Below are 26,138 nucleotides of genomic sequence, written 5' to 3' on the forward strand. Positions count from 1 at the left end.
ATCATGACCACCACCCTCCCCACCCCGCCCAAGATCGGCATGGTCTCGCTCGGCTGCCCCAAGGCGCTGGTCGACAGCGAGCGCATCCTGACCAAGCTGCGCGCCGATGGCTATCAGCTGTCGGGCGACTATGCCGATGCCGATGTGGTGCTGGTCAACACCTGCGGCTTTCTCGACAGCGCCAAGGAAGAAAGCCTGGAGGCGATCGGCGAGGCGATTGCCGAAAACGGCCGGGTGATCGTCACCGGCTGCATGGGCAATGAGGCGGACGTCATCCGCGCCCGCTTCCCCGACGTGCTCGCCGTCACCGGGCCGCATCAATATGAAGCGGTGGTGGGTGCGGTGCATGAGGCCGCGCCGCCCGTGCCGTCGCCCTTCCTCGATCTGGTGCCCGAGGCGGGGCTGAAGCTCACACCGCGCCATTACAGCTATCTGAAGATTTCGGAGGGCTGCAACCATCGCTGCGCCTTCTGCATCATCCCCTCGATCCGCGGCGATCTGGCCAGCCGCCGTCCCGACGCGATCCTGCGCGAGGCGGAAAAGCTGGTTGCCGCCGGCACGCGCGAACTGCTGGTGATCAGCCAGGACACATCGGCTTACGGGCTCGACCTGCGCCACCAGTCCTGGCCGTGGAAGGGCGGCGAGGTGCGCGCGCACATGACCGACCTGGCGCGCGAGCTGGGGCGGCTCGGCACCGCCGACCGCCCGGTCTGGGTGCGGCTGCACTATGTCTACCCCTATCCGCATGTCGATCAGGTGATCCCGCTGATGGCGGACGGGCTGGTGACGCCCTATCTCGACATCCCGTTCCAGCATGCCAGCCCCAAGGTGCTGAAGGCGATGCGCCGCCCGGCCAATGACGCCAAGGTGCTGGAACGCATCCGCGCCTGGCGGGCGATCGCGCCCGATCTGGCGATCCGGTCGAGCTTCGTTGTCGGCTTTCCGGGCGAGACCGAGGCCGATTTCCAGTATCTGCTCGACTGGCTGGACGAGGCGCAGCTCGACCGCGTCGGTGCCTTCCGCTTTGAGCCGGTCGAGGGCGCGGCGGCGAACGCCCTGCCCGATCCGGTGCCCGAAGAGGTGAAGGAAGAGCGGTATCAGCGGCTGATGGACAAGACCGCCGCGATCTCCGCTGCCAAACTCAAGGCCAGGATCGGGCGCACGCTTCCGGTGATCATCGACGAGGTCGATGAAGAAGGCGGCGCCAATGGCCGGTCCCAGGCCGACGCGCCCGAGATTGACGGCCAGGTGCTGCTGCGCGACGCCGCCGGCCTCAAGCCCGGCGACATCGTTCCCGTCCTGATCGAGGATGCGGACGCGCACGACCTGTTCGGGGTTCCGTCCGGCCCGGCGATCTGACCGGCCCGGCGACGCCGCGCCGGCCATGCACAGGATATTGCGATGGGCTGACCGGCCGGAGTGCCGGCCGGGGCCGTCCGCCATGCGCGCATCCCCAAACAGCCCCGGCCATCGCTGCGCTGACTGCCGGCGATGACCAGGGCCGTTCAATGACTGAGGCCAGCACCATGACCGCGGTCAATTGACAGGGCGCAGCCGCCACCCGAACTCCGGCAATTGTCCCGCTTTGAGCATCCATGACATCAAAGTTGATGTTGCGCGATTACTGAACCTGACTAAAGGTAAACGCGACGTTCACTGAATGTCGGCCCGGCCACGGCCTTTGCATCTGGCGCGCATCGGGCACGGCCGCCCGGACATTCCGGCGGCCCATCAGGGGTGGAGATCAACGTCATGAGCAAGGTCACGAACAACATCATGAAATGGGCCGGCGCGCGCACCGTGCGGACCATCGCCGCCATGGCAGCCGCCGCAGTGCTGGCCCCGGCGGTCAGCGCGGCGACAACCATCGACCAACGCGGCACGCAGGTGCAGGTCGACGGCGTCGCCGCCGCGGACGGCCAGCAATTCGGATCGCTGCGCTTCAGCGGCTCTGCGGACCCGACGCCGTTCGACGTGCTGCTGGGCATCGACAGCCAGCAGAACTTCAGCGCCAGCTGGACGCACAGCTATGGTGCGCTCAGCGGCACGGTCAGCAGCGCCTTTCTCCAGATCGGCATCTGGGACATCGATTCCGAAGCCGCCGGCAGCCAGGTCGGGCTGCTGACGCTGAACGGCCTCAGCCTGAAGGCGCTGCTCGACCGCGAAGTCGAGTCGCGCCCCTATGGCACCGGCATTTACGGGCTCTACACGATCGAGCTGCCCGAGCTGGTCTATGCCCAGCTGCTGAGCGGGACGTCGACCTTCGTGCTCAACCTGCAGGGGCCGGGCATCAATGTGCTGGGCGGCACGAACTTCAACGCCGCGATCCTCGATTTCGCCAAGCTGACGATCAACACTGCGACGACCCCGCCGGGGCCGGACCCGATCCCCGAGCCGGCAAGCTGGGCGATGATGATCGCGGGCTTCGGCCTGGCCGGCACGGCGCTGCGCCGCCGCCGCCCGGTGCTCCGCACCGCCTGAGGGCGGATCGACGAATGATGTCGGGGCCGGGCGGACAACCGCCCGGCCTCTTTTTTTGGGGCCTCGAGGCGCGCGACCGCCGTCTCCGCATCGCTGCGCCGGGCCGGATCTGCCCGCGACCCGGAAGATGGAGCCGACCAGCCCCCCGGACCGGCCGGGCCGATGCACGCGGACCCAGTGCCGATCTCGGTGTCTGGTTTGCCGCGTTTTCCGACCCGCCGGGGCACGTCCACCCGGCCTGAAAACGCCCTATTCGAAGTTCGGGAAAACGCCCTGCAGGCAGATGGCCCAGTTCACCGCCAGGGTCGGCTGCACATTCGGGTGCGGCTGGTTGTCGCCCACCAGGGTCAGCGCAAGCGGGGCCATGGTGCCGGTTGCGGTCTGGGCATAAGCGGCCTCGTTCATGTTGACCGCCCACACGCCGTTGCCGGGGCTGTCCGCGCCGCCGGGACCGGTTGCGCAAAAGGCCTGATGACCATGGGCGGGCATCTGGTCGCGGGTCAGCGCGACCGCCGCCTGGCCGCCGCTTGCCCCGATCGGATAGGCGGACAGGTCCGCCGCGGAGCCATAGCCGATCGCCACCCGCTCACGCAGGTCGGGCAGCGCAAAGTTGATCCGCCCGTCGCCGCCATAGATGGTGCCGATGAGCGCAAACAGCGCCTGGTTGGCGGCGATTGACAACAGGGTGCCGTCGCACGGCGCCCAGCCATCGGGAACCTGACCGCTGAACAGGCGAAGCTCGCCGACATAGGGCGCGTCGACCATCTGGAACTCCCTTATCCGCGGGGCGGAAAAATGCCCTCGCGGGCGATGGCATAGCTGATGGCCAAATAGGGCTGGCGGTTCTCATGCGCGCCGCTGCCGCCCGTCTGGCCGATGGCGTTGACCGCCATCGCCGCCCCGGCGGACGCCGCATATTTGGCCGTTTCCGACGGATCGGCCGCCCAGACCGCGTTGACCGGCGTCACGCTGTTGCCGGCGGCCCCCGAACAGCTGGGAAGATGATTGTGCGCCGCCAGTTCTTCCGGCGACAGCGTCACCTGCTCGACACCCGCCGCTCCGCCCAGCACACGCTGCGACAGGCCCGGCCCCGCCCCGACGCCCACCGGCACCCGCCCGACAAGGTTCGGCATCGCAAAGGTGGCCACGCCGTTGCCGCCGAAATAGGTGCCGATCAGCGCGAACAGGGCCGAGTTGGACGAGATCGCAAGCAGGCTGCCATCGCACGCCACCCAGCCTTTCGGGATGCGGCCAAAGGCAAATCCCCGCACCTCGGCGAGATAGGGGTGTCATCATAGGTCTGTTCGAGCGCGATGATGTAGTTGAGCACCAGATAGGGCATCATGTTTTCGTGCGGCACGCCGCTTCCGGTCTGGCCGATACAGGCATCCGCCATCACGGCGTTGGCGGCGGCGGTCGAATAGGGCGCGCTTTCCTCGCTGGCGATTGCCGCCCAGACATTGCCGGCCGGATTGCCGCCGGTCGCGGTTGCCGCCGCGGCGACCGCATGGCCGTGCTGCGGCAGCTGCGCGGCAAGCAATGCCACCTTTTCGCTGCCGGTCAGCAGCCCGAGCGGATAGCTTGGCCCCTGGTGCACCGGCACGCGCCCGCGCAGATCGGGCAGCGCGAAGGTGGTGCTGCCATCGCCGCCATAAATGGTGCCGATCGTCGCATAGAGCAGTTCATGGTCGCTGATGGGCAGCAACTGCCCGGCACAGAATGCCCAGCCCTGCGGCGCATAGGTGCCCGCCCAGAGCTTGATTTCCCCGATCAAGGCCATGCCCGCACCCCTTTGCCCATGCTGGCTTGTTTGCCCATGCTGGCTTGCCGATACGCTGTCGCCAGCGTCCGGGCCGGGGCGCACCCTAACCCGGCGGACGGCGGAGCCCCAAAGCCATTCGCATCCGTCCCGGACCTTTCCCCGCGGCGCACCGGCGATCATCGGGTGCCACCCGCGGTTGCCGCGCGCCCGGCGCATGGTGGCGGTTGCGCGCGCCGCGATCCGGCCTAGACAGGGGGAATGACCGATTTCTCCGCCCTTCTGGTCCCGGATCGCGGCCAGCCCGCGCGCACGCTGCACATCGTTCATCCCGATGGCTGGGAAACATGGCTGGCCGCGCAGCCGCCGCGCATCCGCGCCATCGTCGCCGCGCACCGGCTGACCGGGCGTCCCGGCAACCGCGCGGTGCTGCCCGGCGATGCGCCTGACGACTGGGCGATGCTCTTGGTGTGCAACGAGGCCAAAAGCTCGCCCTGGCGTTTCGCCTCGCTCGGCGAACAGCTGCCCGAGGGGCATTACCGGCTGGCCGATGGCGATCCGGACGCCGGGGCGCTGGGCTGGATGCTCGCCCAGCACCGGTTCGACCGCTACAAGGCCCCGAACATCCGGTCGGGCCGCGCGTGCTGCTGACGCCCGATCCGGCGCGCATCGACGAACTGGTCGCGCTGGCCGAAAGCGTCGCCCTGACCCGCGATCTGGTCAACACGCCGGCCGAAGATATGGGACCGGCCGGGCTGCAGACGGCGGCCGAGGCGCTGGCCGGGGACTGCGGGGCGATGCTGCGCGTGACGGCGGGCGAGGCGCTGGCCGCCGAACATCCGCTGATCCACGCCGTCGGCCGCGCCGCAGCGCCGGGCCGCGAACCCCGGCTGATCGAGCTGGAATGGGGCCAGGGCGACCATCCGCGCATCGCCATCATCGGCAAGGGCGTGTGTTTCGACACCGGCGGCCTTGACCTGAAGCCTGCCGGGGCGATGCGGCTGATGAAGAAGGACATGGGCGGGGCCGCCCATGCGCTGGCGCTTGCCCGGCTGGTGATGCGGCGGCGGCTGCCGGTCAGGCTGCATCTGCTGATCCCGGCGGTTGAAAATGCCGTCGCGGGCAATGCGATGCGCCCCGGCGACGTGCTGCGCAGCCGCAAGGGGCTGACCGTCGAGGTCAGCAACACCGATGCGGAGGGACGGCTGATCCTGGCCGATGCGCTCGCCCGCGCCGCCGAAGGTGCGGGCGGAGAGCAGCTGCCCGAGCTGATGCTCGATTTCGCCACGCTGACCGGCGCGGCGCGCGTGGCGCTTGGCCCCGATCTGCCGGCGCTGTTCGCCAATGACGACCGGCTGGCCGGCGATCTGGCCGCCGCGGCGGGTGCGGTGCATGATCCGCTGTGGCGGCTGCCGCTCTGGGCCGGTTATGACGAGATGCTGCGGTCGGAGATTGCGGACCTCGACAATGCGCCCGAAGGCGGGATGGCCGGGGCGATCACCGCCGCCTTGTTCCTGCAGCGTTTCGTGCCGTCCGCCATCCCCTGGGCGCATCTCGACACCTTTGCCTGGGCATCCAAGCCCCGGCCGGGGCGGCCCAAGGGCGGCGAGGCGCTGGGGCTGCGCGCGGCCTGGGCGATGCTGCGCGCCCGTTATCCGTCCGCCTGACCGCCTGACGCCACATCGGCGCACCGGCACGCAGCCGATGGCCGAAAAAGCGCGCGGTCGAGGCAACCGTTGGGCGTGCCGCGCGTTTCAGGCTCCACATGCCTCTCCGTCCCGTGTCCGGCCGGAGGGCGGCAGGAGAGTGATGCGTGAGGGAAACCGGTCTCAACCCGTGGCTGCAGACGTTGCTCGGCTATGTCCGCTCCGGCGAGCCCGACCTGACCAACCGGCAGATGGCGCTGCTGCTGCTCGTCTGCCTGCAGCCCGGCCCGCATACGGTGCGCGGCCTTGCCGCCGCGCTCAACGTCTCGAAACCCGTGATCACCCGCGCCTTGAACCGGCTCGGCGCGCTCGGCTATCTGCGGCGCGAGCGCGACGATGCGGACCGCCGCAACATCTTCGTCGCGCCGACACGGGAAGGGACACGGTTTCTTGAGCATTTCGGCAAGTTCATCACCGCAGGCACCGCAGGCCGCGTCACCGATGCGCAGCCCGATGAACCGCGCCGGGCACGGGAACCGGCGCACGCCTGACCGGGCCACGTCTGACTGTGCTGCGACGGGAGCGGCAGGCGCATGACCGCGCGGCTGTTCATCGACGGCGGGGCCGGCACCACCGGGCTTGAGATTGCGGACCGGCTGGACGGCCGCAGCGATATCGAGATCATCCGCCTCGCCCCGACCGGCGCCGCGACCCGGCGGCGCGGCGCGCGGCACTGAACGAGGCCGATGCGGTCATCCTGTGCCTGCCCGATGATGCCGCGCGCGAGGCGGTGGCGCTGATCGACAATCCGGCGACGCGGATCATCGATGCCTCGACCGCGCACCGCGTCGCGCCGGGCTGGGACTATGGCTTTCCCGAGCTGGTCGGGCGCGACGCGCTCGCCGCCAGCCGCCGCATCTCCAACCCCGGCTGCTACCCGACCGGCTTTCTCGCGCTGGTCGCGCCGCTGGTGCGCGCCGGGCTGATCGCCGCCGACCGGCCGCTCAGCGTCCATGCCACATCGGGCTATTCGGGCGGCGGCAAGGCGATGATCGCCGCGTTCGAGGACCGCGATGCCCCCGGCGCGACCGACACCGGCTTTCGCATCTATGGCCTGGGGCTGGCGCACAAGCATGTCGCGGAGATGCAGGCCCATGCCGGGCTTGCCCATCCGCCGCTGTTCACCCCGGCGGTCGCGCGCAGCTATCGCGGGATGATCGTCGAGGTGCCGCTGGCCGCCGCCCCGCCGCGCGCCGAGCTGCACGCGGCGCTGGCCGCCGCCTATGCCGGCAGCCCGCTGGTGCGCGTCGCCGGGCTGGACGAGGCCGATGCGACCGAGGTGCTGACGCTCGAACATGTCGCGGGCACCGACCGGATCGACCTGTTCGTGTTCGGCAATGATGCGCGGCGGCAGGTGCGGCTGGTTGCGGCGCTCGACAATCTGGGCAAGGGCGCGGCGGGGGCCGCGGTCCAGAACATGAACCTCGCGCTCGGCCTTGGCGAATATCAGGGTCTGAGGGTGTAACACCACTGCCCGATGAGCTTCACGCATCGGGCAGTGGTGAAGCCCGTGCCGCGCTTGAGCGTCTCAGCGCGCTGGCATCAGGCCTCACATCTCGCCGCGCGCGCGGCGGATCGCATACCAGCGGCGGACATTGGCATTGTGCTCGGCAAGCGTGGCGGCAAACACATGCCCGCCGCGCCCGTCGGCGACGAAATAGAGCGCATCGGTGGGCGCGGGATCGAGCACGGCGGCAATCGATTCGCGCCCCGGATTGGCGATCGGCCCGACCGGCAGGCCCGGCGAGGCGTAAGTGTTGTAGCCGTTCTTCGCCCTGAGCTCCGACCGCAGGATCCGCCGCCCGAGCGGACGCCCGCGCGTGACCGGATAGATGACCGTCGGGTCGGCCTGAAGCGGCATCCCGACCTTCAGCCGGTTGGCATAGACCCCCGCAACCATCGTGCGTTCGTCTGCAACGCCGGTTTCCTTTTCGACGATGGAGGCGAGGATGACCGCCTCCTCCGGGCTGGCGACCGGGGCGCGCGGGCTGCGCGCCGCCCAGAGCCGGGCGAGCGTGGCGTCCATCGCCTTCTGCATGCGCGCGATTACGGCGGTGCGCGCCTCGCCGCGCCGATAGGCATAGCTGTCGGGCAGCACCGAGCCTTCGGGCGGCACCGGTGCGGGCCCGGTGAGTTCGGGGATCGCGGCCAGCCGCTCGGCAACCAGCACCGAGGGCATGCCTTCGGGGATCGTCACCATCAGCCGGGTGACGCGGCCGGAGCGGAGCAGATTCAGCAGGCTGCGCGCGCTCGTCCGCGCCGGGACCCGGTATTCGCCGGCCTGGATCGCGCCGGTGCCGCCGAACAGCCGGGCAAGCAGCAGGAAGCGCCGCGCCGAGCCGATCGCCCCGGCCCGTTCGAGCGCCGTCGCCGCCCCGGTCAGGGTCGAGCCGGGGGCAATGGTGACCGCAACCGGCCGGGCGGCGGGGCCGGGCCCGGCCCAGGCGAGCCAGACCGCGCCTCCCGCGATGAACGCGGCGGCCACCAGGACGAGCAGCAGCCGCTTCATCGCCGCCTCAGACCGCCTTCAGCACCAGGCTGGCATTGGTGCCGCCAAAGCCGAAGCTGTTGTTGAGCACCGCGCGCACCCGCCGTTCCTTGGCCTTGTGCGGCACCAGATCGACGCCCGCGCAGCTGTCGCTCGGATTGTCGAGGTTGAGCGTCGGCGGCACGATCTGGTCGCGCAGCGCGAGGATGCAGAAAATCGCCTCCACCGCGCCGGCGCCGCCGAGCAGATGGCCGATCGCCGATTTGGTCGAGCTCATCGACAAGGTTTCGGTCGCGCTGCCGAACAGGCGGCGCACCGCCCCCAGCTCCAGCTCGTCACCCAGCGGCGTCGAGGTGCCGTGCGCGTTGACATAATCGATGTCCGCAAGCGCCAGCCCCGATTTGGCGATCGCCATTTCCATCGAGCGGAACGCCCCCGACCCTTCGGGATGCGGCGCGGTGACGTGATAGGCATCGCCCGACAGGCCATAGCCGACCAGCTCGGCATAGATCTTCGCGCCGCGCGCCTTGGCCCGCTCATATTCCTCGAGCACGACGACGCCCGCGCCTTCGCCCATGACGAAGCCGTCACGGTCGCGGTCATAAGGGCGCGACGCGCGCTCCGGCGTGTCGTTGAACGCGGTCGACAGCGCCCGCGCCTGCGCGAACCCGGCAATGCCGATCGGGCAGATCGCGCCTTCCGCGCCGCCCGCCAGCATGACATCGGCGTCGCCAAGCGCGATCATCCGCGCCGCATCGCCAATCGCATGGGCGCCGGTCGAACAAGCGGTGACGACCGCATGGTTCGGCCCCATCAGCCCGTATTTGATCGAGACCTGGCCCGAAATCAGGTTGATCAGACGGCCATGGACGAAGTGCGGCGACACACGGCGCGGCCCCTTGTGCTCGAGCACCAGCGATTCGCTCTCGATCCCCGGCAGGCCGCCAATGCCCGACCCGATCGAGCAGCCGGCGCGCAGCCGTTCGGCCTCGCTCATGTCGGTCAGGCCGGCATCCTCGAGCGCCTGGCCGGCGGCGTCGATGCCATAGATGATGAACGGATCGACCTGGCGCTGCACCTTGTGATCGACGCGGCGATTGGGATCAAAGCCATAAGGATGGTCGGCCGGCTTCACTTCGCAGGCGATGCGGCAGACATAGTCGCTGGCATCGAAACGGGTGATCGTCCCCGCGCCGGACTTGCCGGCGATGATGTTGCCCCAGGCCGTCTCGACATCGCTGCCGAGCGGCGTGACGAGACCCAGTCCGGTGACGACGACACGACGCATGTTCTTCTCCGTTGACGCGAAACGGCTCCCCGGCCCCAAATGGGCCGGAGAGCCGCTTCGTTTTTCAGCTCAAGCCGGCCGGCGGAGCAAGCGCCCCGCCCGTCCGATCAGCCCTTGTTGCTGTCGATATAGGCGATCGCGTCCTTGACGGTCGTGATCTTCTCGGCCGCATCGTCGGGGATTTCGACGCCGAATTCTTCTTCGAACGCCATCACCAGTTCGACGATGTCGAGGCTGTCCGCACCGAGATCGTCGATGAAGCTGGCGTCCTCGGTCACCTTGTCCGCTTCGACGCCGAGATGCTCGACGACGATTTTCTTCACGCGATCCGCAGTCTCGCTCATGAGAGATCCTTTTCGAGAGGTAAATTTGACACTGCGCTTAATCGCGCCACGAAAAGCTGGCAAGCCCCGCGCGGCAATGGCACCCGGCCCCAGGGAAAAATCCGCCATGCCTGAGGGTTGAACATGCCTGAGGGTGGAACCTCGGCGGCACCGGGTTCGGGCGGCGGCCGGTGCGGATAGGACAATGCGGCACGGAAAGGGCGGCGGGCGATGACCGGCGAAGCGAATGACGACGGAAAACAGGCGATGCGCGCCCGCATCCGCGCGGCGCGGCGTGATTTCGTCGCGGCGCTCGATCCCGCCGGCCGGGCGCTCGCGCTGCGCATGCCCCCGTCGCCGCTGCAGGCGCTGCTCGCCCATGCGACGGTCGTCGCCGGCTATCTGGCGATCGGCAGCGAAGCCTCGCCCGCCGGGCTGCTCGACTGGGCGGCGGCACGCGGCGCGCGCATCGCCCTGCCCTTCGTGTCGCGGCCGGCGGTGCCGATGCGCTTTCTGGCCTGGGCGGCGGGTGATTCGCTCCGCCCCGGCCCGCTTGGCCTGATGCAGCCCGATCCGGACACGGCGGAGGAGCTTGCCCCCGATCTGATTCTCGCCCCGCTGATCGCGTTCGACCGGGGCCTGAGGCGGCTGGGCCAGGGCGCCGGATTTTACGACCGGGCCTTTGCACGCTATCCCGACGCGCAGCGCATCGGCGTCGCGTGGAGCGTGCAGGAAGTGCCGCTGGTGCCCGACGACCCATGGGACGTGCCGCTCCATGCGGTCGTCACCGAAAAGGAATGGATCACATGATCGACCCCAGCATCCGCAATGTCGTCGGCATGTTTGCGCTGCTCGCGCTGATCGCGATCTGGGCGGTGATCGTCGCCAGCTTCTCGCCGCTGATCGGCGGGCTGCCGATCCTGGTGCAGGCCCCGATCTATATCCTGGCCGGCATCATCTGGGTGCTGCCGGCGCGCCCGCTGATGCGCTGGGTGGTGACCGGCCGCTGGCGCTGATCCGCACCGCCGCCCCTGTTTCACCGGACCGGAAAAAACGAAAGGCCCGCAAGCACTTGGATGTGCCTGCGGGCCTTTTCGGTGCAACCGAATGGCGCGAGTGACGGGGCTCGAACCCGCGACCTCCGGCGTGACAGGCCGGCGCTCTAACCGACTGAGCTACACCCGCGCTTCGGCTGAGGCGCGCCGGTTAGGTGAGCCGCACAGCCCTGTCAAGCAGATCATTGCCGATCGTGCGAAATCATCTGCCCGGATGGCGATTTTCCGTCCGCCCACCCGCTTTTGCTGCCGCATCCCCGCCGCTATGCCGAGGCGACGGACATAGAAGCCGGTGGCGAAAGGATGACGATGGCAGAGCTGATCCTGGTGCTCGACGAAGGCACGACCTCGACCCGGGCGATGTTGTTTTCAGCCGATGGCGAGTGCCGGGGGATGAGCCAGCGCGAGCTGACCCAATCCTATCCGGCACCCGGGCTGGTCGAGCATGATGCCTCCGAAATCTGGGAAAAATCCCTCGCCTGCGCCGCCGAGATGGTCGAACGCGCCGGCGGCGCGGCGCGAATCGCCGCGATCGGCATCACCAACCAGCGCGAGACCATCGTGTTCTGGGACCGGCAGACCGGCCAGCCGCTCGCCCCCGCGATCGTCTGGCAGGACCGGCGGACCGCAGCTTTGTGCGCCGATCTGCGCGAGCAGGGCCATGAGGCGGCCGTCCAGGCCAAGACCGGGCTGCTGCTCGATCCCTATTTTTCCGGCTCCAAGATCGGCTGGGCGATGCGCAACTGGCCGCAGCTGGCCGAGGCGGGCGACCGGCTGGCGGTCGGCACGATCGAATCATGGCTGGTGTGGAAACTGACCGGCGGCCTGCACATCAGCGATGCCAGCAACGCGTCGCGCACCGCGCTGATGGCGATCGGCAGCGGCGGCTGGGACGACGGGCTGCTGGCGCTGTTCGGCGCGCCGCGCGCCGCCCTGCCCGAAATCACCGACAGCGCGGGCCGATTCGGGGAGACGCGGCTGTTCGGCGATCCGATTCCGATCTGCGGCCTGGCCGGCGACCAGCAGGCCGCGGCGATCGGCCAGGCCTGTTTCGCGCCGGGGGACACCAAGGCGACCTATGGCACCGGCGCGTTCGTGCTGACCGCAACCGGCACGACCCTGCCGACCTCGCGCAACCGGCTGCTCGCCACCATCGCCTGGCAGATTGGCGGCCAGCGCGCCTATGCGCTCGAAGGATCGGTGTTCGTCGCCGGCAGCCTGATCAAATGGCTGCGCGACGATGTCGGCCTGATCGGCGCAGCCGCCGAAACCGCGGCGCTGGCCGCGAGCGTTCCCGACAATGGCGGCGTCTATCTGGTGCCGGCGCTGTCGGGGCTGGGCGCGCCCTGGTGGCGGCCGGAGGCGCGCGCGGCGATCACCGGGCTGAGCTTTGCCGCCGGCCGCGCCCATATCGTGCGCGCCGCGCTCGAGGCGCAGGCGCACCAGACCCATGATCTGAAGACCGCCTTTGCCGCCGACGGGTTCGACTGGACCTGCCTCAGGATCGATGGCGGCATGGCCGCCAATGACTGGATGGCGCAGGACATGGCCGATCTGCTGGACCTGGAGGTCGAACGGCCCGACAGCGTCGAGACGACGGCGCTGGGCGCGGCGATGCTCGCCGGGCTGGGCGCGGGCCTGTTCGATTCGCTTGGCGCAGCGGCGGCAATGCGCGGCGGCGCGCGCCGCTTCCGCCCGGCGGCAACCGCCGACCAGCGCCGCGCCCGGCTCGATGGCTGGGCACGCGCGGTGCGCGGGGTGCTGATCGACTGAGCGGGGGTGTGTTTTCGCGCCTTGCACCGGATTGGCCGAACCGGCTTTAAGGGCCAAGAGCGTCAAACCGGGGGAGACGGCGATGAACGTGACGGATTTCGAGGTGAAGGCACCGGGCGGCGGCACGGCCCGGCTGGCCGACCATGCCGGCAAGGTGCTGCTGGTCGTCAATGTCGCGAGCAAATGCGGCTTCACCCCGCAATATGCAGGGCTTGAGGCGCTGCACCGCCGCTTTGCCGATCAGGGTTTTGCCGTGCTCGGCTTTCCCTGCAACCAGTTTGCCGGGCAGGAGCCGGGCGACGCGCAGGAAATCGCCACCTTCTGCACGACCAGCTATGACGTGACCTTCCCGGTCTTTGCCAAGATCGATGTCAACGGCCCCGGTGCCGACCCGCTCTATGCGCATCTGAAGGCGAGCGCGCCGGGCATGCTCGGCACGCGCTCGATCAAATGGAACTTCACCAAATTCCTGATCGACCGCAGCGGCCGGGTGGTGCGCCGCTATGCCCCGACGGTGAAGCCCGAAGCCATTGCCCGCGACATCGAGGCGCTGCTCTGACCGGAGCCCGTCGGGCCATGGCGGGCTGACCGGATAAGCTGGGGATAAAGGGCACCCCGCCCTTCCCCTTCGCAGCGCCAGGACCCATAAGCGGGGCATGCCGCACGCCCCGTTCGTTCCCCTGCGCGTCTTTTCCGCTTTCACGATGCTTGAAGGCGCGATCGACCCGAAGGATGTGGCAAAGGCCGCACGCGGCCATGGTTTCCCGGCGGTCGCGGTCGTCGACCGCAACGGGCTTTACGGCGCGATGGCCTTTTGCGAGGCGGCGATGAAGGCCGGGGTGCAGCCGATCGTCGGCACGCTGCTGGGCGTTGCGCGCCCCCGGCACGGCGATCAGCCCCCGGCGCTCGACTGGCTGGCGCTCTATGCGCAGAACGAGACCGGCTATCTCAACCTGTGCGAGCTGGTGTCGATGGCCCATCTCGACCGGCCGATCGAAATGGACCCGCATGTGCCGTTCGAGGCGCTGGCCGGGCGCACCGAGGGGCTGATCGCGCTCACCGCCGGGGCCGAAGGCGCGCTGGCGCGGCTGTTCGCCGAGGAGCAGGCGGCGGCCGCCATCGATTATGTCGACCAGCTCGAACGGCTGTTTCCCGAACGGCTGTATATCGAGCTGTCGCGGCGGATGGACGAGACCGAGGCGCGCGCCGAACGCCATCTGATCGATCTGGCCTTCGCGCATGACCTGCCGCTGGTCGCGACCAATCCCTGCTGCTTTGCCGAGGCCGATTTCCACCCCGCGCATGACGCGATGCTGTGCATCGCCTCGTCAAGCTATGTCGACAGCGACGATCGCCGCAAAAGCTCGCCCGACGCGTGGATGAAGCCGGCAGCCGACATGGCGGCGCTGTTTGCCGATCTGCCAGAGGCGCTGTCGAACACGCTGGTCATCGCCCAGCGCTGCGCGGTTGCAGCCCCCAAGCGCAAGCCGATCCTGCCCAGCCTTGCCGGCGACCGCGAGGGCGAGGCGGCAAAGCTGCGCGCCGACGCCCATGCCGGGCTGGAGGCGCGGCTGGCCGCCGCCCGGATCACCGATCAATCGGCGCGCGCCGCCTATGTCGAACGGCTGGATTTCGAGCTGGACGTCATCATCCAGATGGGGTTCCCCGGCTATTTCCTGATCGTTGCCGATTTCATCAAATGGGCGAAGGCGCAGGGCATTCCGGTGGGGCCGGGGCGCGGATCGGGCGCGGGGTCGGTCGTCGCCTGGGCGCTCACCATCACCGATCTCGATCCGCTGAAGCTGGGCCTGCTGTTCGAGCGCTTCCTGAACCCCGAACGCGTGTCGATGCCCGACTTCGACATCGATTTCTGCGAAACGCGGCGCGAAGAGGTGATCCGCTACGTCCAGCAGAAATATGGCCGCGACCATGTCGCCCAGATCATCACCTTCGGGCGGCTGAAGGCGCGCGCGGTGCTGAAGGACACCGGCCGGGTGCTGCAGATGAGCTATGGCCAGGTCGACCGGCTGGCAAAGCTGGTGCCCAATCACCCGACCGATCCCTGGACGCTCGACCGCGCGCTCAACGGCGTCAGCGAACTGGCGCAGGAATACAAGACCAATGCCGAGGTGAAGCGGCTGTTCGACCTTGCCGGCAGGCTGGAAGGGCTGCCGCGCCACAGCTCGACCCATGCCGCGGGCGTGGTGATCGGCGACCGGCCGCTGGCCCAGCTGGTGCCGCTTTACCGCGATCCGCGCTCCGACATGCCGGTCACCCAGTTCGACATGAAATATGTCGAGGGCGCGGGGCTGGTGAAGTTCGACTTTCTGGGGCTGAAAACGCTGTCGGTGCTCCAGCGCGCGGTCGAGATGCTGGCGGCGCGCGGGATCATGGTCGATCTGGGCGCGCTCGGCTGGGATGATCCGGCGGTCTATGACCTGCTCCAGCGCGGCGACACGGTCGGCGTGTTCCAGCTCGAATCCGAAGGCATGCGCCGCACGCTCGCAGCCGTGCGCCCGACCAATTTCGGCGACATCGTCGCGCTGGTCTCGCTCTACCGGCCGGGGCCGATGGACAATATCCCGCTGTTCGGCGCCCGCAAGAACGGGCGCGAGCCGGTCACCTATCCGCATGCGCTGCTCGAACCGGTGCTGGCCGAAACCTACGGGATCTTCGTCTATCAGGAACAGGTGATGCAGGCCGCGCAGATCCTGGCCGGCTATTCGCTGGGCGGCGCGGACCTGCTGCGCCGCGCGATGGGCAAGAAGATCAAGGCCGAGATGGACGCGCAGCGCGCGATCTTCGTCGAGGGCTGCGAGAAGGTGAACGGCATTCCCGCCGACAAGGCGAACGAGCTGTTCGACTTGATCGACAAATTCGCCGGCTATGGCTTCAACAAGTCGCACGCCGCCGCCTATGCGCTGCTCGCCTATCAGACCGCCTGGCTGAAGGCGCATCATCCGCACGAATTCTTCGCCGCGTCGATGTGCTACGACATCGCCCAGACCGACAAGCTCTGCGTGTTCGTCGACGATATGCGCCGGCTGGGGCTGACGCTGCTGCCGCCCGACATCAACCGGTCGGAGGCCGAGTTTTCGGTCGAGCCGGTCGTCGATGAAGATGCCAAGGACAGTCCGGGACTGGCCGTCCGCTATGCGCTGGGCGCGCTGCGCAATGTCGGCGAACGGGCGATGGCGCAGCTGGTCGAGGAGCGCGCGCGCGGCGGCGCATTTGCCTCGCTCGACGATTTCGCCAACCGGGTGGACCCGAAACTGCTCAACCGCCGCCAGATGGAAAGCCTGGCGGCCGCCGGCGCGTTCGACACCATCGCGCACGACCGGGCGGGCGTGTTCGCGGCTGCCGAAACCATCCTTGCCGAAGCGGCGCGCGCCGCCGACCAGCGCACGACCGGCCAGGGCGGCCTGTTCGGCGAGGCCGAAATGGCGGGGGCCGCCATCGCCCTGCCCGCCGGGCAAAGCTGGTCGCTGGCCGAGCGGATGGCGCAGGAAAAGGACGCGTTCGGCTTTTACTTCTCCGCCCATCCGGTCGACCGTTACCGCCACATCGCCGATGCGCATGGCGCGCGCAGCTATATGCAGCTGTGCACGGTCAATATCGGTGACGAGCGTGTCGGCGCGACCATGGCCGCGCTGATCGAGGATGTGCGCTGGCGGACCTCGGCCAAGGGGCGGCGCTATCTGCTCGCCACCTGTTCGGATGCGAGCGGCCAGTTCGTCGCCAGCTGTTTCGACGACATGGCGGCCAAGGATCTGGAAGACGCCGCCCGCACCGGCGGCTGCGGCCTGTTGTCGGTCGAGCTGGACAAGCGCCCCGGCGAGGAGAGCCCGCGCGTCGCGATCAAGCGGCTGCAGCCGCTCGAAGGGCTGGGCGATGCGGCGCGGCTGATGCTGCGCCTCGAAGTGGCAGCGCCGGAGGCGTTGGCAGGCATCGCGGCATTGCTCGGCGGGACCGGCAGCGGGCGCGGCGAGGTGCGCCTGTCAGCAGCCGGGCCGGCTGGAACCGCCGATGTGCGGCTGGGCCGCGGCTTTCGGCTCGATGCCGAGCTGGCGGCCCGGATCGAGCAGCTGCCCGGGGTGGTGCGCGTCGAACTGAGCGCGGTCGAGACACCGCGCCTCGCGCTGGTGTCCTGACCCAGCAGTGCCCAGCCGCCTGCCGGTCAGGTGCGGCAGCGCCCGTTGCGGCCCTTTTTGCGGCACGCCTCTTCCAGCGGCACCGGCAGCGGCGTGAAATAGGGCGGCGCATAGGTGAATTGCTGTTCGGCGAGCCGGCGGGTCAGGCTGTTGCGCAGCGTCGTCAGCCGCTGTTCGGCGACCAGATGCAGCTGCCCGCGCCGGGCAAACAGCGCCTCCCGCCCGATCCGCGCGGCGGTCGCGCAAAAGTTGAACTGCGGCAGGCCGACGGCCGAAAAGCTCGAATAGGTGCGCGTGCCATAGGCGTCGAGATGGCTGGCCCCGGCCTTTTTGTGGCGGCGGGTGAAATAGCCCGACAGCGTCTGATAGGCCGCCGCCAGCTCCGCCTTATGATTGTCGAGCATGTGATTATACTGGTTGCGCGTCAGCAGCGTCGGATCGAACTGGCATTGCAGCGCCGCGACGTTGAGCGCCGAGCGCAGATTCCACACCACCATCGCGCGCAGTTCGGCGGGCGTCGCACCGGGCAACGGGGCCGCGCTGACCCCCGGTTCGTCGCCGCGCACCGGCGGGCCGCTGAAATCGGGCTGTTTCCAGAAGAAATTGGCACTCACCGGCGCAAGCGGCGCCGCCATCATCAGGGCCAGGGCAACAAGGCGAACGTGACGCATCAAAAAACTCCGCACCGCGCCGTCTGCCTAACGCCTTTTGGCAGACGGCAAAAGCGCTTTGCGCCGATCCGTGGCCGGGCGACGCGCGGCGGCGGTGCACGGGGTCTGCCGTCCCGGCCGTCCAGCCCGCCGGACATGCAAAAAGGGCCGCCCGGTCGCCCGGACGGCCCTTCCAGCCATTGGCTGCGAAGCTTACTTCGCGGCTTCGGTGCCGTTTTCGGCAGCGGCCGGGGCCGCGGCATTGGCGTCGGTGGCGTTCATGTCGTTCGCCATCGCGCCGTCATTGGCCATCGCGCCATCCATTTCGGTCATGTTGTCGGTGGCGACATTCATGTCCATGGCGTTCATTTCGGCGACGTTGGCGTCGGCGACATTGGCTTCTTCCTTGCTGCCGCAGGCGGCAACCAGCAGAGCGGCGCCGGCGATCATCGAGCCGGTCATCATCTTCGCGAGAAGGTCACGCATTCGAAACTCCCTTGTTTTTCGGATTTGGCCGGCTCGCAGGCCCTGCTTTAGCCAAATCGCCGCCGTGTTTAGACAGAAAATCTTCACCCCTCAAGAGTGGTTCTTGCGGCTGCAACCCAATCCGTCAACGAACCCGGCAAGGTTTGCGGCAAGCGCCGCATCGACTTCGGCAAAGCTGCGCGGCTGGCCGATGCTTTTGAGGCTGGCGACCGGAAACTCGGGCAGGCCGCACGGCACGATGCCGCCAAAATGGCTGAGATCGGGGTCGATGTTGAGCGAAAAGCCGTGGAACGTCACCCAGCGGCGCACGCGCACGCCGATGGCCCCGATCTTGACCTCCTGCCCCTGAAAATCGGTCCAGATGCCGACCCGGCCGTCAATCGCCCGCGCCGTCACCCCCAGATCAGCGAGCGCCGCGATCAGCCAGCCTTCCAGCCGGTGGACGAAGCAGCGCACGTCGCGCCCGCGCCGGCTGAGATCGAGCTGGACATAGCCGACCCGCTGGCCCGGGCCATGATAGGTGTACCGCCCGCCCCGCCCGGTCGGGAACACCGGAAAACGCGGCGCAAGCAGCTCGGCAGGGTCGGCGCTGGTCCCCGCGGTATAAAGCGGGGGGTGTTCGAGCAGCCAGATGCGCTCCGGTGCCTGTCCGGCGGCAATCGCCTCCGCCCGCGCCTCCATATCGGCAAGCGCCGCCTGATAATCGGTCAGTCCGGGAGACAGCGTCCATTCGATCTCGGTCGTCATGCCCCCCACATCGCGACTGGCGGGCCTCGCTTCAAGCGCGGGATCGGCTATATGCGGGGCATGATGCGGGAGACGGGAATGAAGCTCGACCTCAGCCGGGCATGGAGCGATGCCATGGCGATCCTTGGCAGCCAGCGCGATCTGCTGATCGCGATTGCCGGCGTGTTCCTGCTGATGCCGACGCTGGTGATGAACATCCTGCGGCCGATGGACATCGCGCAGGGCCTGCCGCCGGTCGAGGCGCTGGAGCTGTGGATCGACAGCAACTGGCCCTATCTGGTGCTGAGCGCGCTGATCGCCGCGCTCGGCCGGCTGGCGGTGCTGATCCTGCTGCTCGCCCCCGAACGGCCGACCGTGGCCGAAGCGCTGTCGGCAGGGCTGAGGCTGCTGCCGATCTTCGTCATTGCCAACATCCTTGTCGGGCTGATGCTGTTTGCCGGCACGCTGCTGCTGATCCTGCCGGGCCTGTATCTGGCCGGGCGCACGCTGCTTGCCGAAGTCACGCTGGTCGCCGAACGGCTGTCAAACCCGGTCGCGGCGATCACGCGCAGCCTGAGCGTCACGCGCGGCAATGGCTGGCGGATCTTTGCCATGGCGGCGATCATCTATGTCGCGGGCTTTGTCGTCACGGGCCTCGCCAATGCCATCGTCGCGGTGATCCAGCTGGTCGCGGGCGCGGGCGATGTGACCAGCTTTCTGGGGGCGCTGGTGTCGGCGCTGTTCGGCGCGGGGGTGACGCTGGTGCTGCTGCTGGTGACCATCGCCATCTATCGCCAGCTTGCCCCGCAGGGCTGAGCGCCCGCCCGAATCAGACCCTCAATCGGCTCAGGCCGGCGCAGCGAGCAGCGGGACGTGCGGCGCCGCGTCCGGCGGCAGGTGCCCGGTCAGGCGCGGATCGTCGAACGTCTCGATCTCGCGCCGGAACGGCACAAAGCCGTGGGCGCGGTAAAAGCCGAGCGCGGACGGATGGTCGAGCGTGCAGCTGTGCAGCCACAGCCGCTCCACCCCCGCGCGCCAGCCCAGCATCAGCGCATGGGCCATCAGCCAGCGGCCATGGCCCCGCCCGGTCAGTTCGGGGACGAGGCCGAAATAGGCGATCTCGCATTCAGCCGGGCGGCGGAAATCCAGTTCCAGCATGCCGACCTCGATCCCGGCCCGGTCGATCACCGCATGCACCTCCACCCCCGGATCGGCGAGGATCGCGGCGAGTTCGGCATCGGGCATGACCAGCCGGGAAAACCACAGCCAGGGTTCGCCGACCCGGCGGAACAGCTGGCGATAGGCGGCAAGGCCGGGCGCGGGCCAGCGCCTGAGCGCCAGCGGGCCCGAGGGAAGCGGCCGGGGACGCGGCCGCACGCGCATCTCGAGCGAGGTGACGACCGTCGCCACCGTGCCGGGCGCGACCGCGACGATCATTCAGCGCCAGGCGGCATTGGCCTGGCACTCCATCTCGACCCGCGCGCCAAGCGCCAGCGCCTCGACGCCCATCGCGCTGCGCGCCGGCAGCTGCCCGGCCGGGAAATAGGGCACATAGACGCGGTTGAACGCCTCCCAATCCGCCATGTCGTCGAGCATGACGAGGCAGTGGACGACATGTTCAAAGCCCAGCCCCGCCGCACGCAGCGCGACCGCGATATTCTCCATCATCTGGCGGCTCTGCGCCTCGATCCCCTCGGGCAAAGTGCCGTCCGGGCGCGTGCCGAGCTGGCCTGACAGATAGACCATGTCGCCCGCGCGCACCGACTGCGAAAAGGGCCGGCGTGTCCCGTCCGGGGCGTAAGCGGGCACATGGCTGACGGGCGGGGGCACCGCCTGTGCCGGTGCAGCCGCTGCAGCCGCCGCCAGTGCCAGAACCGCCGTCATGCCCTGCCGGGCCAGCCTGTCGATCCGCGTCATCGCCCCATCCCCCTTCATCATCGGCCGGTGCCGGCCCGTTCAGACAGCCTTTGCCGGCGCGGCTGCATCGTGCAGCCGGCCCTCATGCAGCCTGAGCACCCGGTCCATCCGCGTCGCCAGCCGCTCATTATGGGTGGCGACCAGCGCGGCGGCATTCTGTTCGCGCACGGCGGCCAGAAAGGCGTCGAACACCATGTCGGCGGTCGCCTCATCAAGATTGCCGGTCGGCTCGTCGGCCAGCACCAGCGCCGGGCGGTTGGCGAGCGCGCGGGCGACGGCGACGCGCTGCTGCTCGCCGCCCGACAGCTTGGCCGGGCGGTGGCCGAGCCGGTGCTGCAGCCCGAGCGCGCCGAGCAGCGCCGCGGCCCGCTGTTCCGCCTCGGCCGGCGGGGTGTCGCGGATCAGCTGCGGCAGCACGACATTTTCGAGCGCGCTGAAATCGGGCAGCAGATGGTGGAACTGATAGACAAAGCCGATGCGGTCGCGGCGCAGCCGGGTGCGCGCGTCATTGTCCAGCCGGGCCGCCTCCTCGCCCAGGATCCGGATCGATCCGCCAAACCCGCCTTCGAGCAGGCCGACCGCCTGCAACAGCGTCGACTTGCCCGATCCCGACGGGCCGAGCAGCGCGACGATCTCGCCGGCCGCGACATCAAGGTCGACACCGCGCAGCACATGCACGGTCTCCGTGCCCTGCGTGAAGCTGCGCGTCAGGTCGCGCACCACCAGCACGTCATTCATAACGCAGCACCTGCACCGGATCGGTGCTCGCCGCCCGGAAGGCCGGATAGAGCGTGGCGAGGAAGCTCAGCACCAGCGCCATGATCACGATCGCCGCCACCTCGACCGGGTCGGTGCGCGCGGGCAGCTCGGTCAGGAAGCGGATCGACGGATCCCAGAGATTCTGCCCCGTCACGAACTGCACCGCCTCGACCACCGCCTGGCGGTAGAACAGGAACAGCGCGCCCAGTGCCAGCCCGGCGGCGATGCCGAGCGCGCCGATCGCCGTGCCGATGGTCACGAACACCTTGATCAGCCCGATGCGGGTCGCGCCCATGGTGCGCAGGATCGCGATGTCGCGGGTCTTGGCGCGCACCAGCATGATCAGCGCCGACAGGATGTTGAACACCGCGACCAGCACGATGATCGACAGCACGACGAACATCGCCACCCGTTCCACCTGCAACGCCTCGAACAGCGATGCATTCATCTGCCGCCAGTCGGTCATCACCCCCTGATTGCCGATGCGCGGCGCAAGCGGGGCCAGGATCTCGCCGACCCGGTCGGGATCGGCGGTCTTGACCTCGATCATCCCCACCGAATCGCCCAGCATCAGCAGCGTCTGCGCGTCTTCGATCGGCAGGATGACGAACGCCTTGTCATAGTCATAGACGCCGACCTCGAAAATCGCCGCCACCCGGTAGCTGACGATGCGCGGCACCGTGCCGAACGGGGTCGCCTGCCCCTGCGGGCTGATCAGGCTGATCGATCCGCCGACGCGCGCGCCCAGCGCCTCGGCCAGCCGTGCGCCGATCGCGACATTGTCGCTGCCCGGCACCAGATCGGCGAGCCGCCCGGCGACCACGCCCCCGCGCACCACCGGATTGGCGCGGATGTCGGCCACCCGCATCCCGCGCGCCAGCACGCCTTCGACCCGCCCGTCATAGCTTGCCATCAGCGGCTGTTCGATCAGCGGCGTCGCCGACACCACGCCCGGCGTCGCCCGCGCGTCGGCAAGCAGCGTCCGCCAGTCGCGCAGCTGGCCGCCATAGCCCTGAATCACCGCATGTCCGTTGAGGCCGACGACGCGGTCGAACAGCTCGGCGCGAAAGCCGTTCATCACGCTCATCACCACCATCAGCGCGGCAACGCCGAGCATGACCGCCACCAGGCTGATCGAGGCAACAAGGACGATGAAGCCCTCGCCCCTGCCCGGCAGCAGATAGCGTTTGGCGATCATCCGTTCATAGGCGGAAAGGATCATTCCGGGTTCCGGTTGCTGGCCATGCGGCCGCTCTAGAAGGTTTGCGGCGGCAGGGGAATCGCCTTCGGTCCGTTTCGTCCGCCCCCGCTCCGCCGGAACCCCCGCCCCGGCTGTTGCAGCAAGGCCACAGCATGGGGGAAATAGGCTGAACCCCGGATAAACGCACATGACAGCGGCGCAGAGTCGTCATAGCCTTGCATTACTGAACACAGGCAATGGCCATGGTTCGGGGAAAGTCTCGCTCCGCCAGCCTCTTGAAGGGGAGCAGGCGGGCGTCGAGCGGGACGTCAAAAGGGGGCTGACGAGCGATCGTCACGCGGGTGCCCGGATCGGAAACGATCCGGGCATTCTCCGTTTCTGGGCAAATTTTTTTCGGAGCGGCGGTTGCTGAAGGCCAGCGCTGCCAAAGGTCCGGGCCGCTAAAGATCCGGGCTGCCAAAGGTCCAGGCTGGGCGAGGCTCGATCAGCATGCCGGGCCGCGCATCCGCGGGATCAGCGCAGCGCCCCACGGCCAGTCAAGCAGGTCGCGAGGGGCAGCAGATTGCGCGCCCTGAACCGCCGGGGCCGCGATGCGGCGCGGCGGCGGACAGCGGCGGCACCTCTCAGCCCTGCTGACGATCCTCGGCGGCGGAACGGGTGTCGACCGGGCGGGCCTCCCCGTCCACGCGGCGCGCCTGTTCGATCGCCTCGACGCGCCCGGCGGTCGGGGCGGCGGGCTGATCGTCCTCGGCCATGCCCTTTTTGAAGCTTTTGATGCCCTTGGCGACATCGCCCATCATGTCGGAAAACCGGCCCTTGCCGAACAGCAGCAGCACGATGATGCCGACGACAAGCCAGTGCCAGAGGCTGAAACCACCCATGAAAAATCTCCTCAGGGGCGGGTCGCCCCGGTCGCGCGGCCGCGCGTCTGTGCCGCCTATCTAGTCGCTCTCGTCGCCGCTTTCCAGTTCGTCCTCGCCCGGCATCGCACCCGCCAGCGCAAGATCGACCGGATCGAGCAGCCCGGCGGCGCGCAGATCGTCGATCCCCGGCAGGTCGCGGCGGCTGCCAAGCCCGAAATGCGCCAGGAATCCCGGCGTCGTCGCGTAAAGCAATGGCCGCCCCGGCCCTTCGCGCCGCCCGGCGGGCCGCACCCAGCCCGCCTCCATCAGCACGTCGAGCGTGCCCTTGGAAATCTGCACGCCGCGCACCGCCTCGATCTCGGCGCGGCTGACCGGTTCCTGATAGGCGATGATCGCCAGCGTCTCGACCGCCGCCCGGCTCAGCCGGCGCGGCTCCTCCCGGTCGCGGCGCAGCAGATGGGCAAGATCGGCCGCGGTTTGGAAATGCCAGCGCCCGCCGCGCTCGACCGGGCCGATGCCGCGCCCGGCATAATCGGCGGCAAGCCGGGCAAGCGCCGCGCGCACATCGACATCCGGCCCGACATGGGCGGCAATCTCGTCAACGCTGAGCGGCGCGGTGGCGGCGAACAGCACCGCCTCGACCGCGCGCACGCCGAAATCGGCCGGGGACGGATCGTCCGGGATCGAACGGCTCACGATGCCCCCGCAGATAAAGCGGCGCGAACGGCCCGTCCTGGCGCAGCTCGGCCCGCCCCTGCCGCGCCAGTTCGAGCGCGGCGACGAAGCTGGAGGCGAGCGACGACCGCGCCAGCGCGGGATCGGCGGCATAGGGCAGGAACGCCTCGATCCGCGCCCAGTCCGGCTTGGCCCCGATCAGCCTGCCCAGACGCTCGAGCGCGGCCTCCAGCGTCATCACCGGGCGGCGGGCGATCTGGTGGACGACCGGCCGGGTGCGCGCCAGCACCCGGCCATAGGCCTGGATCAGCGCGTAAAGATCGGCCTGCCACAGGCTCTGCCGCACGGTCGCCAGCCCTTCGGGCGCGCCGCGCGCGAACACGTCGCGGCCCAGCCGGTCACGCGCCATCAGCCGCGCCCCCGCCTCGCGCATCGCCGCCAGCCGCTGGAGCCGGAGTTGCAGCCGCAGCGCCAGCTCCTCGGGGCTGGGCTCGATCTCCGGATCGCGCGGCAGCAGCAGCGCCGATTTCAGATAGGCAAGCCACGCCGCCATCACCAGATAATCGGCGGCGATTTCCAGCCGCAGCGCCCGCGCCCCGGCCAGATAGGCGAGATATTGCTCGACCAGCGCGAGGATCGAGATTTCGCGCAGATCGACCTTCTGCCCGCGCGCCAGCGCAAGCAGCAGGTCGAGCGGCCCTTCCCAGCCGTCAATCTCGATCACCAAAGATGCGGACGAATCGGTCACGCGCGACAGAGTATCACGCCCGCGCCCCGGCGCCGCCAGCGCCCCGGCCAATGGGCGTCAGCCGGCGGCGCTGGCCGTGACGACCGGGGCGAGCAGCCGGTCGCGCGTCGCGACCAGATCGGCCATCACGGCAAGGTCGGGCGCACGCCCGGCCCCGATCATCGCGCGGTCCAGCCGGTCGCGCGCGGCGGCGGTGATCGGCGGCACGGCGGCGGCGATCGCGGTCATCTCGTCCATCCGCGCCCAGCAGTCGAGCACGATGTCGCACCCGGCGGCGAGCGCGGCGACCGCCTTTTCAGCCGGCGTGCCGGACAGCGCCTTCATGTCGATATCGTCGGTAAGGAGCAGCCCGTCAAAACCGATGCGGCGGCGGATGATGCCGTCGATCACCGCCGGCGACAACGTCCCCGGGCGGTCCGCGTCCCAGGCGGTGTAGACGATATGGGCGCTCATCCCGATCGGCGCGTCGGCCAGGCGGATGAACGGCGCCAGATCCTCGGCCAGCTCATCCTCGCCGGCGGTGACCACCGGCAGCGCCTTGTGGCTGTCGACGAGCACCCGGCCATGGCCCGGCATATGCTTGACCACGCCGATCACCCCGGCCTCGGCAAGCCCCGCCAGCACCGCGCGGCCAAGCGCCGCCACCCGCATCGGTTCAAAGCCGAACGCACGGTCGCCGATCACGTCATCGGCCCCGGCGCGGCGCACATCGAGCAGCGGCAGGCAATCGACATTGATCCCGCATTGGGCGAGCATCAGGCCAAGCGCATGGGCATTGGCCCTGGCCGCCGCGATCGCCGAAGCCGGCGCGATGTCGTAAAGCCGGCCGAACAGCGCCGCCGGCGGAAAGGCCGGCCATTCCGGCGGCTGCATCCGCGCCACCCGCCCGCCTTCCTGATCGATCAGCACCGGCAGATCGTCCCGGCCGTGGAGCGTGCGCAGATCGTCGGTCAGCGCGCGCAACTGGGCGCGGTCGACGCAATTGCGCCGGAACAGGATATAGCCCGCCGGATCGACGTCGCGGAAGAAATCCCGCTCATCGGGCGTCAGCACCGGGCCGGACAGGCCGAAGACGACCGGGATCATCGC

26 protein-coding genes, 1 tRNA gene and 2 pseudogenes are annotated in these 26,138 nt (G+C 69.2%); 11 read left to right on the forward strand and 18 right to left on the reverse strand.

All coding sequences use genetic code 11. The annotated features are described in order from the left end of the window. The first annotated feature begins 3 nt into the window (after positions 1-3). Entirely contained in the window at positions 4-1,359 is a 1,356-nt protein-coding gene (rimO, locus tag GVO57_RS00365; RefSeq protein ID WP_160590921.1) for a 30S ribosomal protein S12 methylthiotransferase RimO, read from the forward strand. A gap of 393 nt (positions 1,360-1,752) precedes the next feature. Next, on the forward strand, positions 1,753-2,481 hold the full coding sequence (locus GVO57_RS00370) for a PEPxxWA-CTERM sorting domain-containing protein (protein WP_233281404.1): 729 nt from the start codon (positions 1,753-1,755) through the stop codon (positions 2,479-2,481). 249 nt (positions 2,482-2,730) lie between these two features. Here GVO57_RS00370 and GVO57_RS00375 read toward each other — a convergent pair whose 3' ends face one another. From GVO57_RS00375 to GVO57_RS00385, 3 genes are read right to left on the reverse strand one after another with little or no spacing between them, the layout of a single operon-like run. After that, positions 2,731-3,246 carry a phage tail protein gene (locus GVO57_RS00375; protein WP_160590923.1) on the reverse strand — a complete coding sequence of 172 codons (516 nt, stop codon included), beginning with the start codon at positions 3,244-3,246 and terminating at the stop codon, positions 2,731-2,733. A gap of 11 nt (positions 3,247-3,257) precedes the next feature. Then, positions 3,258-3,713 carry a phage tail protein gene (locus GVO57_RS00380; protein ID WP_233281587.1) on the reverse strand — a complete coding sequence of 152 codons (456 nt, stop codon included), beginning with the start codon at positions 3,711-3,713 and terminating at the stop codon, positions 3,258-3,260. Then, complete coding sequence (locus GVO57_RS00385; protein WP_160590927.1) at positions 3,656-4,261, reverse strand: phage tail protein; 606 nt, start codon at positions 4,259-4,261, stop codon at positions 3,656-3,658. The genes GVO57_RS00380 and GVO57_RS00385 overlap by 58 nt, the downstream gene beginning before the upstream one ends. Before the next feature lie 240 nt (positions 4,262-4,501). On the opposite strand from GVO57_RS00385, the pseudogene GVO57_RS00390 reads away from it, so the two are divergent. The 3 genes and pseudogenes from GVO57_RS00390 to argC all read left to right on the forward strand — a co-directional run bounded on the left by GVO57_RS00390 (position 4,502) and on the right by argC (position 7,411). Beyond that, positions 4,502-5,907 (forward strand): annotated as a pseudogene (locus tag GVO57_RS00390) (leucyl aminopeptidase family protein). Positions 5,908-6,137: 230 nt separating this feature from the next. Further along, on the forward strand, positions 6,138-6,437 hold the full coding sequence (locus GVO57_RS00395; protein ID WP_407695732.1) for a MarR family transcriptional regulator: 300 nt from the start codon (positions 6,138-6,140) through the stop codon (positions 6,435-6,437). 42 nt (positions 6,438-6,479) lie between these two features. Further along, a pseudogene (gene argC / locus GVO57_RS00400) lies at positions 6,480-7,411 on the forward strand (N-acetyl-gamma-glutamyl-phosphate reductase). An 84-nt stretch (positions 7,412-7,495) separates the two neighbouring features. On the opposite strand, the gene mltG reads toward argC, so the two are convergent. From mltG to GVO57_RS00415, 3 genes are all read right to left on the reverse strand, one after another. Next, positions 7,496-8,455, reverse strand: a complete 960-nt coding sequence (gene mltG / locus GVO57_RS00405) for an endolytic transglycosylase MltG (RefSeq protein WP_160590929.1) — start codon at positions 8,453-8,455, stop codon at positions 7,496-7,498. A gap of 7 nt (positions 8,456-8,462) precedes the next feature. Then, a complete protein-coding gene (fabF, locus tag GVO57_RS00410; protein WP_160590931.1) occupies positions 8,463-9,722 on the reverse strand; it encodes a beta-ketoacyl-ACP synthase II in 1,260 nt (419 codons plus the stop codon). Positions 9,723-9,829: 107 nt separating this feature from the next. Then, positions 9,830-10,066, reverse strand: coding sequence for an acyl carrier protein (locus tag GVO57_RS00415; protein WP_160590933.1), 237 nt, complete (start codon positions 10,064-10,066; stop codon positions 9,830-9,832). Between the two features lie 210 nt (positions 10,067-10,276). Here GVO57_RS00415 and GVO57_RS00420 point away from each other — a divergent pair, with 210 nt between their 5' ends. Beyond that, positions 10,277-10,855, forward strand: a complete 579-nt coding sequence (locus tag GVO57_RS00420; protein WP_160590935.1) for a 5-formyltetrahydrofolate cyclo-ligase — start codon at positions 10,277-10,279, stop codon at positions 10,853-10,855. Further along, positions 10,852-11,061: a DUF2842 domain-containing protein gene (locus tag GVO57_RS00425; protein WP_201752660.1), complete on the forward strand. Its 210-nt coding sequence runs from the start codon at positions 10,852-10,854 to the stop codon at positions 11,059-11,061. Before GVO57_RS00420 ends, GVO57_RS00425 begins: the two co-directional genes overlap by 4 nt. 92 nt (positions 11,062-11,153) lie before the next feature. Here the strand turns inward: GVO57_RS00425 and GVO57_RS00430 are convergent. Continuing rightward, positions 11,154-11,230 (reverse strand) — tRNA-Asp (locus GVO57_RS00430). 179 nt (positions 11,231-11,409) lie between these two features. Here GVO57_RS00430 and GVO57_RS00435 point away from each other — a divergent pair. From GVO57_RS00435 to dnaE, 3 genes are all read left to right on the forward strand, one after another. Then, complete coding sequence (locus GVO57_RS00435) at positions 11,410-12,873, forward strand: glycerol kinase (protein WP_160590939.1); 1,464 nt, start codon at positions 11,410-11,412, stop codon at positions 12,871-12,873. Between the two features lie 82 nt (positions 12,874-12,955). Then, positions 12,956-13,432, forward strand: coding sequence for a glutathione peroxidase (locus GVO57_RS00440; RefSeq protein ID WP_160590941.1), 477 nt, complete (start codon positions 12,956-12,958; stop codon positions 13,430-13,432). Between the two features lie 97 nt (positions 13,433-13,529). Next, positions 13,530-17,024 (forward strand): DNA polymerase III subunit alpha, encoded by a 3,495-nt coding sequence (dnaE, locus tag GVO57_RS00445; protein ID WP_160590943.1) that lies wholly within the window; start codon positions 13,530-13,532, stop codon positions 17,022-17,024. Between the two features lie 26 nt (positions 17,025-17,050). On the opposite strand, the gene GVO57_RS00450 is transcribed toward dnaE, so the two are convergent. The 3 genes from GVO57_RS00450 to lipB all read right to left on the reverse strand — a co-directional run bounded on the left by GVO57_RS00450 (position 17,051) and on the right by lipB (position 18,907). After that, the gene (locus GVO57_RS00450) at positions 17,051-17,662 is read right to left on the reverse strand and encodes a hypothetical protein (protein ID WP_160590945.1); all 612 of its coding nucleotides are present in this window, start codon (positions 17,660-17,662) and stop codon (positions 17,051-17,053) included. 225 nt (positions 17,663-17,887) lie between these two features. Beyond that, positions 17,888-18,160 (reverse strand): hypothetical protein, encoded by a 273-nt coding sequence (locus GVO57_RS00455; protein WP_201752661.1) that lies wholly within the window; start codon positions 18,158-18,160, stop codon positions 17,888-17,890. Positions 18,161-18,250: 90 nt separating this feature from the next. Continuing rightward, positions 18,251-18,907: a lipoyl(octanoyl) transferase LipB gene (gene lipB, locus GVO57_RS00460; RefSeq protein ID WP_160590947.1), complete on the reverse strand. Its 657-nt coding sequence runs from the start codon at positions 18,905-18,907 to the stop codon at positions 18,251-18,253. A 60-nt stretch (positions 18,908-18,967) separates the two neighbouring features. Between lipB and GVO57_RS00465 the strand changes: the two genes are divergently transcribed. Beyond that, entirely contained in the window at positions 18,968-19,702 is a 735-nt protein-coding gene (locus GVO57_RS00465) for a hypothetical protein (RefSeq protein ID WP_160590949.1), read from the forward strand. A gap of 30 nt (positions 19,703-19,732) precedes the next feature. On the opposite strand, the gene GVO57_RS00470 is transcribed toward GVO57_RS00465, so the two are convergent. From GVO57_RS00470 to nagZ, 8 genes are all read right to left on the reverse strand, one after another. Beyond that, entirely contained in the window at positions 19,733-20,323 is a 591-nt protein-coding gene (locus tag GVO57_RS00470) for a GNAT family N-acetyltransferase (protein ID WP_160590952.1), read from the reverse strand. Then, entirely contained in the window at positions 20,324-20,803 is a 480-nt protein-coding gene (locus tag GVO57_RS00475) for a RidA family protein (protein ID WP_233281405.1), read from the reverse strand. 39 nt (positions 20,804-20,842) lie between these two features. Continuing rightward, a complete protein-coding gene (locus GVO57_RS00480; protein ID WP_160590954.1) occupies positions 20,843-21,541 on the reverse strand; it encodes an ABC transporter ATP-binding protein in 699 nt (232 codons plus the stop codon). After that, on the reverse strand, positions 21,534-22,784 hold the full coding sequence (locus tag GVO57_RS00485) for a lipoprotein-releasing ABC transporter permease subunit (protein ID WP_160590956.1): 1,251 nt from the start codon (positions 22,782-22,784) through the stop codon (positions 21,534-21,536). The genes GVO57_RS00480 and GVO57_RS00485 overlap by 8 nt, the downstream gene beginning before the upstream one ends. A 602-nt stretch (positions 22,785-23,386) precedes the next feature. After that, positions 23,387-23,644, reverse strand: a complete 258-nt coding sequence (locus GVO57_RS00490; RefSeq protein ID WP_160590958.1) for a twin-arginine translocase TatA/TatE family subunit — start codon at positions 23,642-23,644, stop codon at positions 23,387-23,389. A gap of 60 nt (positions 23,645-23,704) precedes the next feature. Continuing rightward, positions 23,705-24,322, reverse strand: a complete 618-nt coding sequence (gene scpB / locus GVO57_RS00495; protein WP_233281406.1) for an SMC-Scp complex subunit ScpB — start codon at positions 24,320-24,322, stop codon at positions 23,705-23,707. Then, a complete protein-coding gene (locus tag GVO57_RS00500; protein ID WP_160590960.1) occupies positions 24,225-25,049 on the reverse strand; it encodes a segregation and condensation protein A in 825 nt (274 codons plus the stop codon). The genes scpB and GVO57_RS00500 overlap by 98 nt, the downstream gene beginning before the upstream one ends. 57 nt (positions 25,050-25,106) lie before the next feature. Continuing rightward, positions 25,107-26,135 (reverse strand): beta-N-acetylhexosaminidase, encoded by a 1,029-nt coding sequence (nagZ, locus tag GVO57_RS00505; protein WP_160590962.1) that lies wholly within the window; start codon positions 26,133-26,135, stop codon positions 25,107-25,109. Positions 26,136-26,138: the final 3 nt, after the last annotated feature.

This window comes from Sphingomonas changnyeongensis (assembly GCF_009913435.1).
Taxonomy (GTDB): domain Bacteria; phylum Pseudomonadota; class Alphaproteobacteria; order Sphingomonadales; family Sphingomonadaceae; genus Sphingomonas_B; species Sphingomonas_B changnyeongensis.

Bases quoted from the DNA above. Each gene is read 5' to 3' on its own strand.
- rimO (WP_160590921.1), top strand. From the start codon at position 4: ATGACCACCACCCTCCCCACCCCGCCCAAGATCGGCATGGTCTCGCTC.
- GVO57_RS00370 (WP_233281404.1), top strand. From the start codon at position 1,753: ATGAGCAAGGTCACGAACAACATCATGAAATGGGCCGGCGCGCGCACC.
- GVO57_RS00375 (WP_160590923.1), bottom strand. From the start codon at position 3,246: ATGGTCGACGCGCCCTATGTCGGCGAGCTTCGCCTGTTCAGCGGTCAG.
- GVO57_RS00385 (WP_160590927.1), bottom strand. From the start codon at position 4,261: ATGGCCTTGATCGGGGAAATCAAGCTCTGGGCGGGCACCTATGCGCCG.
- GVO57_RS00395 (WP_407695732.1), top strand. From the start codon at position 6,138: ATGGCGCTGCTGCTGCTCGTCTGCCTGCAGCCCGGCCCGCATACGGTG.
- mltG (WP_160590929.1), bottom strand. From the start codon at position 8,455: ATGAAGCGGCTGCTGCTCGTCCTGGTGGCCGCCGCGTTCATCGCGGGA.
- fabF (WP_160590931.1), bottom strand. From the start codon at position 9,722: ATGCGTCGTGTCGTCGTCACCGGACTGGGTCTCGTCACGCCGCTCGGC.
- GVO57_RS00415 (WP_160590933.1), bottom strand. From the start codon at position 10,066: ATGAGCGAGACTGCGGATCGCGTGAAGAAAATCGTCGTCGAGCATCTC.
- GVO57_RS00420 (WP_160590935.1), top strand. From the start codon at position 10,277: ATGACCGGCGAAGCGAATGACGACGGAAAACAGGCGATGCGCGCCCGC.
- GVO57_RS00425 (WP_201752660.1), top strand. From the start codon at position 10,852: ATGATCGACCCCAGCATCCGCAATGTCGTCGGCATGTTTGCGCTGCTC.
- GVO57_RS00435 (WP_160590939.1), top strand. From the start codon at position 11,410: ATGGCAGAGCTGATCCTGGTGCTCGACGAAGGCACGACCTCGACCCGG.
- GVO57_RS00440 (WP_160590941.1), top strand. From the start codon at position 12,956: ATGAACGTGACGGATTTCGAGGTGAAGGCACCGGGCGGCGGCACGGCC.
- dnaE (WP_160590943.1), top strand. From the start codon at position 13,530: ATGCCGCACGCCCCGTTCGTTCCCCTGCGCGTCTTTTCCGCTTTCACG.
- GVO57_RS00450 (WP_160590945.1), bottom strand. From the start codon at position 17,662: ATGATGGCGGCGCCGCTTGCGCCGGTGAGTGCCAATTTCTTCTGGAAA.
- GVO57_RS00455 (WP_201752661.1), bottom strand. From the start codon at position 18,160: ATGCGTGACCTTCTCGCGAAGATGATGACCGGCTCGATGATCGCCGGC.
- lipB (WP_160590947.1), bottom strand. From the start codon at position 18,907: ATGACGACCGAGATCGAATGGACGCTGTCTCCCGGACTGACCGATTAT.
- GVO57_RS00465 (WP_160590949.1), top strand. From the start codon at position 18,968: ATGATGCGGGAGACGGGAATGAAGCTCGACCTCAGCCGGGCATGGAGC.
- GVO57_RS00470 (WP_160590952.1), bottom strand. From the start codon at position 20,323: ATGATCGTCGCGGTCGCGCCCGGCACGGTGGCGACGGTCGTCACCTCG.
- GVO57_RS00475 (WP_233281405.1), bottom strand. From the start codon at position 20,803: ATGACGCGGATCGACAGGCTGGCCCGGCAGGGCATGACGGCGGTTCTG.
- GVO57_RS00480 (WP_160590954.1), bottom strand. From the start codon at position 21,541: ATGAATGACGTGCTGGTGGTGCGCGACCTGACGCGCAGCTTCACGCAG.
- GVO57_RS00485 (WP_160590956.1), bottom strand. From the start codon at position 22,784: ATGATCCTTTCCGCCTATGAACGGATGATCGCCAAACGCTATCTGCTG.
- GVO57_RS00490 (WP_160590958.1), bottom strand. From the start codon at position 23,644: ATGGGTGGTTTCAGCCTCTGGCACTGGCTTGTCGTCGGCATCATCGTG.
- nagZ (WP_160590962.1), bottom strand. From the start codon at position 26,135: ATGATCCCGGTCGTCTTCGGCCTGTCCGGCCCGGTGCTGACGCCCGAT.